Below are 14,776 nucleotides of genomic sequence, written 5' to 3' on the forward strand. Positions count from 1 at the left end.
CAACCTCACCAACACATCCTGTCGTTTAGGCCTTGATACCTGGCTTCGGGACGACACCCACGTTGCAATTTGGTGATCCATCGAATCAATCAATTCAAACGCTCTCCGCGATTCGACAATCACGTTCACATTCAGAAGACTGTCCATGTGAGCGACTTTATTACGCAAATCGTTACAGTGCGATACGTTCCAATACGTAATCGATCCGTCGGGGTCGGTCACATTAGGGAACGCAGACTTAATAGCCTGATTCCATAAAACTTGTCGTCCTACATTCTCGGGTGCAGCGTGATTAGCGTTAGGGTGATGATTCGGTAGTAGCGTACGCCAAAGACCGAAAGTCGTATGGGAAAGCACATCATCATGAGTGATAGCACAACCGTGACGAGGATGAGATGAAGGACGGCAATCTACCGCTGCTTGTGCACGCCTAATCGACTTTTCCCTCTGGGAGCCGACAATCGAACGCAAGGGGCGAGGAGGCGGATCAAGTAGCCAGCTTTGAGGACCATTATTACGGGCATTCCAAGCAAGCAATTCCTTGTCAATTGCGTTTCTCAGAAAGATTTCTGTTAACGCCAAAACATCTTTAACAGCAGACGATAACTCTGCATGCCATCCATATAGCGCCAGCGCGCGCTTACAGTTCCCGCCACACTCATCCAAAAACGGTTGCATGCGAGCATCCGACAATCGGTCGACAATATGCCTTCTGTCCATACCAGTATCCAACCACATGTCTGGCAGATTCCACCGGCGTTAGCCGGTCGCCTTACGCCACTATGGACATAACACTCACACGTTAAAACAGGGTGAGTTAGAACAGGGTGGTCGACGGTGGTTCGTCGATAAGCTCTGCGTAGTCGTTGCGCACATTACCCACCGCCGGGTCCGCGGGACGTGCCTGAAAGCCCCGCACGGTGCTCGGCTCCAGAAGCGCCTCCCCCGCCAGCCAGGGCGCGATTTCCTCCGTGGCCAAAAACTTGGGCAGCCGGTGGTGCAGCCATGCCATCTCCTCCGTGGCATCCGTGGTCACCATCGTGGCCGACAGCCTATCCATACCCGTGGCCCACAGCCCTGCTGCCCACAGCAGGCCATCGGGACCGGTGACATAATAGGGCTGCTTCTTGGCCTTCTTATCCTCACCGGCTTTCCATTCGTAGTAGCCGTCCAGCGGGATAACGCAGCGCTGTGCTTTGAAGGCATCACGGAAGGAGGGTTTCTTCGCCACGGTCTCCGCGCGTGCGTTGAATAGCGGCGGGCCGTCCGGATCTTTCTTCCAGTGCGGAATAAGCCCCCAGCGTGCGGGCTCCACGCGAGCGGTATGCTCCTCGGTTCGGACGATGGCGATGGGCTGGGTTGGGGCGATGTTATACCGCGCCGGTGGCAAGCCTTCCGGCGCGTGGACCTCCGTGATGGACTCCCACGCGCCTACTTCCTCCAGTAGGGACTCGGTGAACAGAACAAATCTTCCGCACATGCCCTTTATTATGGACTACATGTCTGAATTCTGGAGCGCACCCCAACCGTCTGGGCCCTTGTCCTGGACGCAAAACCTCCCCGGGTCAAAATCGATGACCAACCGCGCCCTCATCCTTGCTGCGCTGGCTGACTCCCCGTCTATCATCTATAACCCGCTGGTCTCCCGCGATACCAACCTGATGAAGGAGGCCTTGCAGGCCATGGGCGTGGGTATCTCCGAACAAGGCCCGCATCTTCATGTGACTCCCGGAAAGCTGCATGGAGCGAAGGTAGATTGCGGCCTGGCCGGCACAATTATGCGCTTTTTACCACCGGTGGCAGCGCTAGCGGATGGCCCCGTTGTCATCAACGGTGACCCATATGCCCGCAAGCGCCCTATGTCCACGATGACCGCGGCTCTGCGTGAGCTGGGCGTGGACATTGTGGGCGACAGCCTGCCGCTGACCATCACCCTCCACGGCGTTCCGGAGGGCGGCGAGGTCACCATCGATGCCTCCGCCTCCTCCCAGTTCGTCTCCGGTCTGCTCCTGGCCGGAGCACGCTACCGCAAGGGACTAAGCGTGCGCCACGAAGGCGGCACAGTGCCCTCCCAGCCACACATCTTGATGACCGTCAGTATGCTGCGCGAAGCCGGTGTCCGCGTCGAGGTGGGCAAGGACACCTGGGACGTGCACCATGGTGAGATTGAGGGCCGTGAGTGGCGCATTGAACCGGATCTTTCCAATGCCACTCCGTTCCTTGCCGCTGCCGCCGTCTCTGGCGGCAGCGTGAGCATTCCGAACTGGCCGGAGGAAACCCACCAGCCGGGTGACGCCTTCCGAGGCATCCTGGAGCAGATGGGCGCGAAGGTCGAGTATGTCCCCCAGGCTCCCGGCGAGGCGTCTTACTTAAAGGTGACCGGCCCGCAGGAAGGCCCGCGCAGCCTGCGCGGCATCGACCTCGACATGGGCGATATCGGTGAGCTCACCCCCACCGTGGCTGCGCTGTGTGCTCTGGCCTCAACGCCATCGACGCTGACTGGCATCGCACACCTGCGTGGCCACGAGACGGACCGCCTGGCGGCTCTCGCTGCGGAGATCAACGCCCTTGGTGGCAACGTCACCGAGCTTGACGACGGCCTCCGCATCACCCCTGCCCCACTCCACGGCGGGGTATGGCATTCCTACGCGGATCACCGCATGGCGACAGCCGGAGCCATTATCGGATTGGCCGTTGACGGCGTCCAGGTCGAGGATATTGATACCACGTCCAAGACTCTGCCTGGCTTTGCTGATATGTGGGAGGCCATGATCCGTGGCTAGGCGCGCAAGTAGCTACGACGAATCCGACGTCCGCATCCGGCCCGGAAAGGGGTCGCGACCGCGCACGAAGGACCGCCCGAAGCACAAGGATGCCAAGTTTGGCATGGTCATCACCAAAGACCGCGGGCGCTGGGGTGTCGCGCTTGATAACGACGGCCCCGTGGTTACCGCTATGCGCGCCCGCGAGATGGGCCGCACTCCGGTCGAGGTTGGTGATCGGGTCGGCGTCGTAGGCGATACCTCGGGTAAGAAAGACACCCTCGCACGCATCGTGAAGCTCGAGGAGCGCCGCTCCGTCCTCCGGCGCACCGCAGATGACACCGACCCTTATGAGCGCATCGTGGTAGCAAACGCCGACCGCCTACTCATCGTGAGCGCCGTGGCCGATCCGCCGCCGCGCTCCGGGTTCGTGGAGCGTGCTTTGATCGCTGCCTTTGCCGGAAATATCCAGCCGGTGCTGTGTCTGACGAAGACAGACCTCACTGATCCCACCCCGTTTGCACAGGAGTTTGCGGATCTGGATGTCACCGTGGTGGAGGCTGGCGTCGACGACGGGCTGGAGCACGTCTGTGCGGCCATCGACGGCCACGTCACCGCTCTCATCGGCCACTCGGGCGTGGGAAAGTCCACCCTGGTGAACCGGCTTGTCCCCGATGCCAACCGGGAGACCGGCGAGGTTTCCGCCGTGGGTAAGGGAAGGCACACGTCGACGCAGTCGGTGGCGTTGCGTTTGCCCGCTGAAGGAAGCACGCCACACGGCGGCTGGATCATTGATACCCCCGGCATCCGCTCCTTCGGCTTAGCCCACATTGACGCGGAGAACGTCATCGAGGTCTTCGACGATCTTGCCGAAGCCATCGAGGACTGCCCGCGTGGCTGCACGCATGCTGGGCCACCTGCGGACCCCGAATGCGGGCTCGACCTAAGCATCGAAGAGGGCACGGCTTCTGCGCGCCGTCGCGATGCAGTGCGCACCCTGCTGGCGTCCCTGCGCACCAATGTTGACTGGGCTTAAGGCCCAAAGGGCCTTAAGCCCGAAGCTTCCTAAAGGAAGGGGCTTGCGCGTTCTTTAGGCACCGAGGCTTTAGATCGGGAGCATTGCCGTCAGCTGCGGCGGCAGGACGGTCTTCAGGTAGGGGCCTGCCGCGCGAAGAGCCATGAGGATCACGGCCAAGCCACCGGAAACCCCGAGGATGACAGCGCCGCCCGTGTCAATGTTGGAGGAGGTGTTGCCACCGCCTTCTTGTTCCTTATTGAGCTCTTCTTTCTTCGCACAGGCGTTGAGAGCTTTAACGTAGTCGGGTGCAATCTTGCGGAAGGTCTCCGCCACCGCAATGTTGTTCTTGGCGCGCTTGGCGGATTCCTCACCACCGAGTTCAGCATCTACCTCATAGCCAGCTAGGGCACGGTAGAGCTCTTCCGACTGATTCTCCACGTCACGTGCACGCTTTTCGGCGTCCTTGGGAAGAATCTTAAGGCCATCCTTCAGCAGGCTGCTATCGACATCGTTGTCCTTCGACTCCGCATTCTTAAGATCGCTCGCCTCCTCCTCGCTCAAGGTAATGGTGCACTTTTCATCCTTGATGGAAGTGGTCACGGCTCCGGCCGTGGGGGCAACGACACCGCTGGCTAGGACAGCAACAGACACGGTAGAGACGGCAACTACCCGGCGAAGACGAGAGGAAGACATGCTGAGGGGACCTTTCGATCAGGCTGACTATTACCCCTGCAGGCTATCAGCATTTAGCCCAGCTTGGGCAGGTAATCACCGAACTCCTTGTACGCGGCCAGACCGATGCTCACGATGCCGAAAAGGATGGCGATAATAACGCCTGTCGGCCCCTGCGAAGAGCCCTCAAGAATTCGCAGCCACGGAGTCTTAGGCATCACGGCCATGTCGGGGTCCGGATTGCTGGGGTCCGGTTTGTTGTTAGCAGTTCCTTGAAGAGAGCTCCCCTGCGCGGTCTGGTTAGTCTGCACTGTTGGCGCTACTGCTTCCTCAGCTCCGGCAGCTGGCACTGAGACGAGAGATGCGGTGCTCAGGGCCGCAGCGGTGACAAGGCTAGCTAAGCGAGTTGCCTTCATGGTGGTGCTCCTTTTCTGGCGACGACAATAAAGGCTCAGATTAGCACCATGCATGAACCCACGGCGATGAAAGCCCAGAAAATACTTAGAGAAGCTCCACGAGGATAGGCAGTTCAGTCGGGTCATAGAAGGCCATGAAATTATCCAGGGCATCACCGACGGCGAGCTCAGCATCTTCGTCACCAAGGTCGGCGTTATCGATGGCGTCGATAGCCTTGGCAGTAGTGGCTTCGGACTCTTCGATGTCCACGTGGATGGCCTGAAGATTGTCCTTCGTGATGGTCGCGGGATCCAGCGCCACGACCGGTTCCCCCATGTCCGGCTTCGGGGTCACCACGGACTCGTCCACGTCGACGGAAATGACGACTCGGCGGTGCGGAAACTTCTCCTCATCACCGATAGCCAAGAGCCTCAGCGAAGCCATAGATGCTTCGAGGAAAGCGGAGTATTCGATCTCTTCCTCGTCACCCTCGGTGTAGAACTCGCGCAACGCGGGGGTTAGCGCAAAACCCCAGCCGCTGCGGGCAGTAAGCTGGCCGGTTTCCTCGAGCTCAGCCAACATGGAAAAGGTTGCCGGCAGGAAGACGCGCACATCCTTCGACACTTAGAACTCACCTTCAATGTCGAAGACTGCCTGAACCTCTACGCTCGTGCGGTCGAAGACGGTGTAGAGCATGCCGACCATGCCGTTTTCCACCGCCGCACGTACGTTAACGATGGAGTCATCCACCATGACACAGTCATTAATCGGCAGATCAATGGCATCCGCTGCGGCTTGGAAAGCAGCGCGCTCCGGCTTCTCAGCGCCGACCTCACCAGAAAGCACAACGGCATCAACGATGCCGCGGTATTCCCACTCACGAATGTGCTCAGCGCCCGGGCCGCCCGGATCGTTGGAAAGGATTGCGGTGGCAACTCCGTTTGATTTCGCGGCGGCGAACAGATCCCGCCAGCGCTTGACGTCTTCTTCGGTGCCGTCAAGAACGCCTACAAAATCGACGATGAGTCCACGCATATTATCTACCCTTCGCATTGAACTGTGTTTATCGTCCGAAAGTATAGCGAACATACCGCCTGCCCGCTCTCACCGGCTTATGCACTGCAGTGCTCTAGCCGCATATAGGCCTACCGTGGCACAATGAACGTGCGTCCACCTTCCTTCACCGCGCCCGCCCTGAACCTAGCCTTCGTGCACTCCTCCGCCCCGCTTATCGCGGAAGAGGACGCGATCCCCATGTACACCCCCATCCCTGGCATGAGCCATTTGCAGCTGTATGTCGCCCCACAGCGTATCCGTTACGAGCGTCAACCTACTGCGGGTGACCTCGCTACGCGGAAAGAGATCCACGGGCTTGTAGTCATAGTTCTAGAAGTTGCCGCCGCGCTGCGGCCTTTAAGCCACCTCAACAACCCACGTTTTGCACCGGAAATTGCAAACCATGTCCGCGCTTGGCGGAAGGCCCAGGCGTCCTCGGAGTGGCGCGGAGGGATGGCGCTGCGTAGCTTGCATGCGCGCTCGAATGGCGAGTTCTTCGGCTCGGTGCTCATGGGATCGACGCGACGCGCCTTTACCGGCGCCGCCGTTGGACGGCACCTGAGTTCCTTCCGGTTGCTTTCAGTCGGCATACATCCCCACGGCAACGGGGAGCCGGAAGTTTAGAAAAGCGACCCCAGCTTGATCAAGATTGGCGTCCAGTCGATGCCCGCGAATGCAGCGGAAGCACTCACCAAAGCCAAACTGATACCGCCGAACATCGTGGCCCCCACTACCGGTGATTTCTTGGTGGTTTCTTCCGCACTTTCCGGCGTGGCCACTGCGCCACACTCGGTGGGAACAATGTCCTGGGAGCTGAGGACCGTGTCCTTGGCGGATTCATCTCCCTGCGAGCTCAAGACAGAAGAGAGCTGGCACTGTTCTTCGGGAGCAAGCTCCACAGCAGATGCAGCCGCGCCGCCACCCAGCAGGGTGGCAGATGCGAACACGGATAGACCTACTCGCACAGACAAGCGGCGCATACTCACTCAACCTCCGAAGAATAATAATTACTAATTTGCCAGTATATACCTAAGTGCCTCCAATAAAAAAGACGCCGCGGGGAGTACTTCCCACACGGCGCCTCGCTGCACCTCAGCGCTCAATAACGCTGTGGCGTTGGCATTTACTAGGCTTCCGCCTCGTCCGCGGCGTTCGCCTCTTCCTGAGCCTTGAACTGCTTACGCAACATAAACAGCTGGCGCACAGTTTCTTCCTTCACAGCTTCGTTCATGGCGTTGAACATGTCGCCGCCCTCCTTCTGGTATTCCACCAGAGGATCACGTTGTGCCATTGCACGCAGACCAATGCCCTCCTTGAGGTAGTCCATCTCATAGAGGTGCTCACGCCACTTCTGATCAATGATCGGCAAGATGATCATGCGCTCTGCATTGCGCATCTGACTCTCGCCGCCGATGGCGCTGACAGACTCTTCAAGTTTGTCGTACTCGGAGTTGGCATCAGCCACCAGTGCATCGCGCAGCTGATCGGCGGAGATTTCGCCGGCGGAGCCGTACTCGGTACCGTCGACAAGCTCCTCATGCGTCTTGGTCGGCCCATACAGGGACTCCAAGGCATTCCACAGCTCGTCCAGGTTCCAATCCTCCACATAGCCGGTGGCCGTAGCACCCGCCACGTAGGCAGACACGGTGTCGTCGATCATCTCGCGGATGTTGTCCTTGATGTCGCTGGCCTCAAGGATGTCGTGGCGGGTAGCGTAAACCACCTTGCGCTGTTCGTTCAGCACCTCGTCGTACTTGAGCACGTTCTTACGCATCTCAAAGTTCTGGTTCTCAACCTGCGCCTGTGCGCCCTTAATAGAGTTGGACACCATCTTGGCCTCAATTGGCACGTCATCCGGCACGTTGAGGCGGTTCATCATGTTCTCCATGGACTGGCCCACGAAGCGCACCATGAGCTCATCACGCATGGACAGGTAGAAGCGGGTCTCGCCCGGGTCACCCTGGCGTCCGGTACGGCCGCGCAGCTGGTTATCAATACGACGCGACTCGTGGCGTTCGGTACCCAGCACGTACAGGCCGCCGGCCTCGCGGACCTGGTCACCCAGCTTCTTGGAGTGTTCCTTTTCGCGATCGATTTCGGCGTCCCAGGCCTCTTGGTACTTCTCTTCATCTTCGAAGGGATCGAGGCCGCGATCGCGCAGCTTTTCATCCAGGATGACCTCGGGGTTACCGCCGAGCACGATATCGGTACCACGGCCGGCCATGTTGGTGGCTACGGTAACGGTGCCGGGGCGGCCGGCACGGGCGACAATCTGGCCCTCTTCCTCGTGGTGCTTGGCGTTAAGCACCGAGTGCTTGATTCCGCGCTTGCTCAGCAACTGGGAGAGGTATTCGGAGCGCTCCACAGAGGTTGTACCCACCAGCACCGGCTGACCTGCGGCGACGTGTTCCTCAATGTCATCAACCACCGCGGCGAACTTCGCCTCTTGGGTCTTGTAGATACGGTCGGAGTGGTCGATACGTTGGTTCGGCTTGTTGGTCGGAATCGGCACCACATCGAGACCATAGATGGAGTGCAGCTCGGCTGCCTCGGTCTCTGCGGTACCGGTCATGCCGGAAATCTTCTCGTACAGGCGGAAGTAGTTCTGGAGCGTAACGGTGGCCAGAGTCTGGTTCTCGTTCTTAATCTCCACATCTTCCTTAGCCTCAATGGCCTGGTGCATGCCCTCGTTATAGCGACGGCCAGCAAGCACGCGGCCGGTGAAGCTATCCACGATGAGAACCTCGCCGTTGCGGACGATGTAGTCCTTATCGCGGGTGAAAAGCTCCTTGGCCTTCAGGGCGTTGTTGAGGTAGGACACCAGCTGGGAATGCTCTGGGGCGTAGAGGTTCTCAATGCCCAGCTGATCCTCAACGAATTCCACGCCTTCCTCCAGCACACCGATGGTGCGCTTCTTGTGGTCCACCTCGTAGTGGATACCTTCGCGCATCTTCGGCGCCAGCTGGGAGAAGACGCCGTAGAACTGGGAGGAGCCGTCAACCGGACCGGAAATAATGAGCGGGGTACGGGCCTCATCGATAAGGATGGAGTCAACCTCATCCACGATGCAGTAATTGTGGCCGCGCTGGACCGTGTCATTCAGCGAGCGGACCATGTTGTCGCGGAGGTAGTCAAAGCCCAGCTCGTTGTTGGTGCCGTACGTAATATCGCACGCATATGCTTCCTTGCGATCCGCAGGGCGCATCTCAGAAAGGATGACGCCCACGGTAAGGCCTAGCCAGCGGTGGACACGGCCCATCATCTCGGCGTCACGCTTGGCCAGGTAATCGTTGACCGTCACGATGTGCACGCCCTTGCCCTCCAGCGCGTTGAGGTAGGCCGGCAGCAAGGAGGTCAGGGTCTTGCCCTCACCGGTGCGCATCTCGGCGACGTTGCCGAAGTGCAGGGCTGCACCGCCCATGATCTGCACCTTGTAGTGCTTCTGGTCGAGCACTCGCCAGGCTGCCTCACGCACGGTGGCAAAGGCTTCGAGAAGAATGTCATTCATCTTCTCGCCGTCCGCCAGACGCTTCTTAAACTCGTCAGTCTTAGCCTTTAGCTCATCATCCGACAGCGCCGCGAATTTATCTTCTAGGGCAATAACATCATCTGCAATTTTAGCCAGGCGCTTGACGGTGCGTCCCTCACCGGCACGGAGCAGCTTGGAAAGTCCAAACACGTCTAGATAATCCTTCTTGTCGCGACAAATAAGTTAACTCGTCGCCATTGTACTCACTAGCTTTTCTGTAATGATTCGCCACCCAACCCAAAGTGCGAATCCGGCCACTGCCCGGCACCCCTCTTGCGGCCGCCTCCTCCCCACGCAAAGCTCAGCAGACAGGGATTAATGGATGTTAATAGAGACTTAAGAAAGCTCCCTGTCCCCGCTGCGCGCGTGCGCTGCGGGGCAGGGAGCCTGTGGGTTGGGGCGCTAAGACCCTTGAAGGCTTAGGCCTTAAGCATCAGCATCCGTCAGGGAGATGAGACCGTAGTCGAATGCGTGGCGGCGGTAGACCACGGAAGGCTTGTTGTTCTCTTCGTTGATGAAGAGGTAGAAGTCGTGGCCAACCAGCTCCATCTCACTGAGTGCATCATCAACAGACATCGGGGTGGCGGGGTGCTCCTTGAAGCGCACAACCTGGCCCGGGCGAACATCCTCGACGGTCTCTGCGTAGGGGTCGATGTAGCGCTCTTCCTTGGCCGGCTTGGCTGCTTCAGCCTCGGCGACCAGCTCAGCGGCAATCTCACCAGTACCCTTCTGAGCGCGGTGGCCGGACTTCACGTTCTCGCGACGTACCTTTACCTTGCGCAGGGAGCGCTCCATCTTGCCCAGGGCGGTTTCGAGCGCGGCGTAGAAGGAATCTTCCTTGGCCTCGGCGCGTGCGATGTGGCCCTTACCAGTGGCGGTGATCTGCAGGCGCTCAGCCTCGGACTCGCGGCGCGGGTTCGGCTCGTGCTGCAGCTCCACGTGGAAGAACGTCAGGGTCGGATCAAGACGCTCGATCTTGGCCAGCTTTTCAGTGACGCGGTCCTGGAAGTGCTCCGGAACCTCCACGTTGCGGCCGGTGATGGTGACCTGAGCGTTGGTCTGCTGGGACATGAAATGCCTCCCTATTCTCGTGGGGACTGAATGACTGCACATTCTGCGGACGCTCACAGCCCTGTGATGAGGGGCTTGATGCCCGCTTCCCTGTGACACCCCTCATGCTACCACTGGTCATAACCAACCCTGTCAGTGGCCCCCTCTGCGCATGCTTGGCGACGCCCCTCCCTACGCATCTGCCAGCACAATCGCGCCGGCCACATCACCCCCGATGGCCCACACGCGAGCGGCGCTGGCGCGAAGAGTTGCGCCGGTCGTGATGACGTCGTCGACAAGCAGCACACTGCGTCCCACCAGTTCGCGGGCACAGGGCCGCAAGAGCACTGCCCTGCGCATATTGTCGGCGCGTTCCGCCGCGCCGAGCTGCGACTGGTCCGCACTACCTTCGGCTGTGCTCAAGGCATTGACCACGTCCCAGCCCGGAAGCCGGGCGGACGCCGCCTGGCACAGCGCAGCGACGGGATCACCACCGCGCTGGCGGGCCGACGACGCGCGTGTGGGTGCCGGCACGAGCAGCGCGGTCTCCGGAATATCGCCGCGTGCGCGCAGGTACTCGATGCCGGCAGCCAACACCGCACCGAGGTGAGCTCGCACCGCCTGGTGCCCGCGTTCCTTCATAGCGATGATGACCCCACGGCGAGTATCGGAATAGGGGCCAAGGGCCCAGGCCGGGAAACCTAGGGGTTGCGGGCGTTCCACGCGGCGTGGCACCTGTCGAAGGTGTTCCTGGCAGGCCGTGCACAGCACCCCGCCTGCGGTGGTCTCACCGCCACACCCCGCGCACGGGCGCGGCAGGAACAGTTCCAGAAGTGCGGCGGCGGCCTCCCCTATCCCCCGGTTTTTCGGCATGCGCCCCACTCTAGCGCGACTCTAGCGCGCGATGATGGGTGAGGAGCGCACGCCCTGCAGACCTTCGACCTCACGCCAATAGGAGCGCTCGGACCCGCCCGCAGGAAGCTGCAACAGGGCGTGCGCATCGGTGACGTAGTGCGTCGACGGTGAGGACGCCACCGCCACCACGGGCGCGGTAATGTTTCCGGTAGGCAGTGTTGTTGCCGAAGAACCATCTTGCTCGATGCGCCACACCGGAGAGTTCGAGGCGGAGGTACCCACGAGCAGGGAGCCGTCCGTCTGCCACTCCACCGACAGCGCCGAACCGGTCAGCTCCGGGCCTACTTGGTGGACGTTGACTATGCGGCGCTCTCCCGACGTCGCGCGGGCAACCACGCCGGTGTACACGCTGCCGTCGATAATCATGGCGATGCGCGCTCCCGTGAGTGACAGACGGATGACCGAAATCTCTCCCTCCACGTTCTCCAACGCGGAGGTGTCAACCTCGGCGGTGCTCAGCTCTCCGGTGGCCGGAGAACGCGTCACGCGGACCACGTGTTTGCCGTCGACGACGGTCCACGCCACCTGGCCGCCCACCTCAAAAGTGGGGCGGGCCAGAGTCTCGCCCTTGATCGAATTCTCGAGCTCGTGGCCCAGCTCGCCCATCGTTAGCTGCGACTCCTTCTCGGAGCGCTTGCGCACGGCGGCCACCATCCCCTCATCGGAGATATCGGCGGACTGAATGTCATGAATCTGTCCGGCCATGCCCGGCACCTCGGCGCTGCCTTCACCCTTAACCTCAAGCAGCGAACCATCGTTGACTGCATAGAGCTTGGGCACCGATTGGGCGGCTACCTCGGGGTTAAACTCCGCGAAATCATCAATGATCATCTCCTCCATGCCATCCACAAGCGGGCTGCCATCGATGGTGGCTCGGACGGAGTTCGTGATCTCGGCGTTGTTGAGGGTCCACACCAGCTGGGCGGCGAACTTAAGGCGCTCCTCCTGAGTCATCGAAGCCATGCCGCTGAACTCATAGACTCCATCATTGATTCCCAAGAAGGTGGCGTCCTTGGGGATCAGGCTGGAAGTTGCCGGCGCGATATCGGAAGATGGCCCCTGCAGCAAAAGCGTGACCAGCTCCGAGGCAATCGAATCCTTTCCCGAATAAAGCCAGCGACGATCCGCCACAAGCAGGCGTTGAGTCGTATCGAAAAAGTACAGCGACTGCGGGCGATAGCGATTGCGCAATTCGGTGCGCTCAATCACGGCACCGGTAGGCAGATCCGTAATGCGCCATTGCCCATTGAATTGGCGCAGCCGAACGGTCGCCTCAAGACGCGAGTTATCGGGGACATAGGCCCCGCCATTGGCCAGACGGCCGATGATATTGCCGCGCACCGAATACTCCAGGGCACCGTCCTCCATGTTCGAAGTCACCAGATCGATGGAATCCACCACGAGAACGGTGTCAGTAGGGTCCCAAGAATTGGCTATCTCAGAGGAAAGGAAGGTGCGTGCGGCAGCGTAGTTGCCGGTGGGAATCGCCACGGCCGAATAGAAGTCACGGACAAGCAAATCAGGTTCGCTATCGGCGCGCGGCTCGACGACGGCATCGTCGGCCCGGTCATGCGGTTCGAAGGTACTAATCACCTGCGGATCGGTGTTATGCGGCAACGTCGAACAACCAACGAGAGCGGTGAGTGCGACGCAACTGAGTACTGCGAGCGGGCGGCGGGCTGGAATCATCGCTGAGCCTCCTCCTCGAAGTCGGACACGCTGTCTTGGTTAAAAGGCGGCTCCACAGCGCGGGCCTCACGCTCGGAGGGCCACACAATCCCGTTGTCCGTTTCTGCTTTAACCGCAGGAGCCTCCGGATCAGCGCTCAGCTCAAGAGCGAATTGTTCCTCTGCTTCTATGGGCTTCGGTGCCCCCGGCACTTCCAGAGCAATGGGCTCGGACTCCACCTGCTGCCCCGGAGTGCGTGGAAGGATCAATCGGAAGCGCGAACCGACGCCGTAGTAGCCGATGGCGTCGAGCGTGCCCCCATGGAGCACGGCATCCTCGCGAGCGATGGCAAGGCCCAAGCCGGTTCCACCAGAATGGCGCTTGCGCGAAGAATCCGCGCGCCAGAAGCGGTTGAACACCAGCTCTTCTTGGCCTTCCTTGAGCCCCACACCGGAGTCGGTGACGGCGATGCCGACGGCATCCTCAGTCGCGCCGACGTCCACGATGACGGGATTGCCCTCAGAGTGGTCGATGGCGTTCGCAAGCAGGTTGCGCAGGATGCGCTCGACGCGACGCGAATCGCATTCCACGGCGACGGGTTCCTCCGGCAAATGAAGGACGACCTCCACTCCGAGCTCCGAGGCGAGGTGCTCCACTTGGCTCAGCGCGGAGTCCACGCAGGAGCGAATGTCGATGGAAGCCGTGGAGAGGTCAGCCACGCCGGCATCGTGGCGAGAGATCTCCAACAGGTCCGCGAGCAAGTCCTCGAAGCGATCCAGCTCCTTGATGAGCAGCTCCGCCGAGCGCTTGGTGTAAGGGTTGAATTCATCCGCATCTTCCGCGATGACATCCGCCGCCATGCGCACCGTTGTCAATGGCGTGCGCAGCTCGTGGGACACGTCGGAAGTGAACTGCCGCTGGAGATCGCCATACTCCTCCAGTTGGGTGATCTGCTTAGACAGCTTATCTGCCATGTCGTTAAAGGAGGAGGCGAGGCGGCCCATTTCATCGTCTGAGTTGACCACCATGCGCTCACGCAGGTGGCCGGCAGCAAAGCGCTGCGCAATGCGCGAGGCGGAGCGAATCGGAACGATCACCTGCTGGGTTGCCAGCCAGGCGATGCCGACGAGGAGGACAACCACCACCACTCCGGCAGCCGAGAGCAAACCACGCATGAGAGCCATCGTGGATTCCTCAGATTCCATGGACAACACGAGGTAGACCTGGGTATTCGGAATGTCGCTTTCAATGGGCGTGCCCACCATCAGCGCGTTATAGGTTGCTCCCGATTGCTGGTCCACCGTGGCGTATTGCTGCACGACTTGGCCCCGGCCAACGAGCTCGCGCATCCCGCCGGGGATGCGGTAGCCCTCCGGGGACGTTGTGGCCGTGCCGTCGGAATTCTCCACGACGATGACCGGTTCATACACGGCCTGGGCGTCGGGTTGTTGCGCCGATAATTGGCCCAAGGCGGCGCGTGCAGAATTGATGCGCACCTGCGTTGAGTTTGCCGTACCGGTGGCATCGATCTGCTGTTCCACGGCCACGCGGGCGCGATCAAGCTCCTGAAGCGCCGTGTCCTCCTTCTGGCTCACCAGCTGCTGCGTCAGCACCGACACCAGCGCGTAGGCCAGGATGATCATGACCACCGTGGAGGCCACCAACATCATGCCCAGGACACGTGTCTGCAGGGAGGTGCGCCAGCGCTCG

Annotated in this window: 15 protein-coding genes; 3 read left to right on the forward strand and 12 right to left on the reverse strand. The window is 60.5% G+C overall.

All coding sequences use genetic code 11. From position 1 onward, the window contains the following. Both HMPREF2792_RS13240 and HMPREF2792_RS03370 read right to left on the reverse strand, forming a co-directional pair. The coding region (locus HMPREF2792_RS13240; RefSeq protein WP_232748446.1) for a hypothetical protein at positions 1 to 693 on the reverse strand (693 nt) is incomplete at its 3' end. Between the two features lie 124 nt (positions 694 to 817). Continuing rightward, positions 818 to 1,480: an SOS response-associated peptidase gene (locus tag HMPREF2792_RS03370; RefSeq protein ID WP_070530828.1), complete on the reverse strand. Its 663-nt coding sequence runs from the start codon at positions 1,478 to 1,480 to the stop codon at positions 818 to 820. Between HMPREF2792_RS03370 and aroA the strand changes: the two genes are divergently transcribed. Further along, positions 1,479 to 2,783 carry a 3-phosphoshikimate 1-carboxyvinyltransferase gene (gene aroA, locus HMPREF2792_RS03375; protein WP_070530829.1) on the forward strand — a complete coding sequence of 435 codons (1,305 nt, stop codon included), beginning with the start codon at positions 1,479 to 1,481 and terminating at the stop codon, positions 2,781 to 2,783. The genes HMPREF2792_RS03370 and aroA overlap by 2 nt on opposite strands. Next, positions 2,776 to 3,798, forward strand: coding sequence for a ribosome small subunit-dependent GTPase A (gene rsgA, locus HMPREF2792_RS03380; protein WP_070530831.1), 1,023 nt, complete (start codon positions 2,776 to 2,778; stop codon positions 3,796 to 3,798). The genes aroA and rsgA overlap by 8 nt, the downstream gene beginning before the upstream one ends. Positions 3,799 to 3,867: 69 nt before the next feature. On the opposite strand, the gene HMPREF2792_RS03385 is transcribed toward rsgA, so the two are convergent. From HMPREF2792_RS03385 to HMPREF2792_RS03400, 4 genes are all read right to left on the reverse strand, one after another. Next, positions 3,868 to 4,473: a hypothetical protein gene (locus HMPREF2792_RS03385; RefSeq protein ID WP_070530833.1), complete on the reverse strand. Its 606-nt coding sequence runs from the start codon at positions 4,471 to 4,473 to the stop codon at positions 3,868 to 3,870. A 53-nt stretch (positions 4,474 to 4,526) separates the two neighbouring features. Beyond that, positions 4,527 to 4,868 (reverse strand): hypothetical protein, encoded by a 342-nt coding sequence (locus HMPREF2792_RS03390; protein WP_070530835.1) that lies wholly within the window; start codon positions 4,866 to 4,868, stop codon positions 4,527 to 4,529. A gap of 85 nt (positions 4,869 to 4,953) precedes the next feature. Further along, a complete protein-coding gene (locus HMPREF2792_RS03395; protein ID WP_186312152.1) occupies positions 4,954 to 5,460 on the reverse strand; it encodes a DUF6912 family protein in 507 nt (168 codons plus the stop codon). A 12-nt stretch (positions 5,461 to 5,472) separates the two neighbouring features. Then, a complete protein-coding gene (locus tag HMPREF2792_RS03400; RefSeq protein ID WP_070522579.1) occupies positions 5,473 to 5,883 on the reverse strand; it encodes an HAD-IA family hydrolase in 411 nt (136 codons plus the stop codon). A gap of 123 nt (positions 5,884 to 6,006) precedes the next feature. On the opposite strand from HMPREF2792_RS03400, the gene HMPREF2792_RS03405 reads away from it, so the two are divergent. After that, entirely contained in the window at positions 6,007 to 6,528 is a 522-nt protein-coding gene (locus HMPREF2792_RS03405; protein ID WP_232748447.1) for a hypothetical protein, read from the forward strand. Here HMPREF2792_RS03405 and HMPREF2792_RS03410 read toward each other — a convergent pair. The 6 genes from HMPREF2792_RS03410 to mtrB all read right to left on the reverse strand — a co-directional run bounded on the left by HMPREF2792_RS03410 (position 6,525) and on the right by mtrB (position 14,736). Further along, the gene (locus tag HMPREF2792_RS03410; protein WP_232748448.1) at positions 6,525 to 6,851 is read right to left on the reverse strand and encodes a hypothetical protein; all 327 of its coding nucleotides are present in this window, start codon (positions 6,849 to 6,851) and stop codon (positions 6,525 to 6,527) included. The genes HMPREF2792_RS03405 and HMPREF2792_RS03410 overlap by 4 nt on opposite strands. Positions 6,852 to 7,030: 179 nt before the next feature. After that, positions 7,031 to 9,583 carry a preprotein translocase subunit SecA gene (gene secA / locus HMPREF2792_RS03415; protein WP_070530842.1) on the reverse strand — a complete coding sequence of 851 codons (2,553 nt, stop codon included), beginning with the start codon at positions 9,581 to 9,583 and terminating at the stop codon, positions 7,031 to 7,033. Between the two features lie 276 nt (positions 9,584 to 9,859). After that, the gene (hpf, locus tag HMPREF2792_RS03420) at positions 9,860 to 10,504 is read right to left on the reverse strand and encodes a ribosome hibernation-promoting factor, HPF/YfiA family (RefSeq protein WP_070522571.1); all 645 of its coding nucleotides are present in this window, start codon (positions 10,502 to 10,504) and stop codon (positions 9,860 to 9,862) included. A gap of 171 nt (positions 10,505 to 10,675) precedes the next feature. Further along, on the reverse strand, positions 10,676 to 11,356 hold the full coding sequence (locus HMPREF2792_RS03425; RefSeq protein WP_070522568.1) for a ComF family protein: 681 nt from the start codon (positions 11,354 to 11,356) through the stop codon (positions 10,676 to 10,678). Positions 11,357 to 11,377: 21 nt separating this feature from the next. Continuing rightward, the gene (gene lpqB / locus HMPREF2792_RS03430) at positions 11,378 to 13,087 is read right to left on the reverse strand and encodes an MtrAB system accessory lipoprotein LpqB (RefSeq protein WP_070530844.1); all 1,710 of its coding nucleotides are present in this window, start codon (positions 13,085 to 13,087) and stop codon (positions 11,378 to 11,380) included. Further along, entirely contained in the window at positions 13,084 to 14,736 is a 1,653-nt protein-coding gene (gene mtrB / locus HMPREF2792_RS03435; protein WP_070530846.1) for an MtrAB system histidine kinase MtrB, read from the reverse strand. The genes lpqB and mtrB overlap by 4 nt, the downstream gene beginning before the upstream one ends. Positions 14,737 to 14,776 lie beyond the last annotated feature (40 nt).

The organism is Corynebacterium sp. HMSC068H04 (assembly GCF_001811255.1).
GTDB classification, from domain to species: Bacteria; Actinomycetota; Actinomycetes; order Mycobacteriales; family Mycobacteriaceae; genus Corynebacterium; species Corynebacterium hesseae.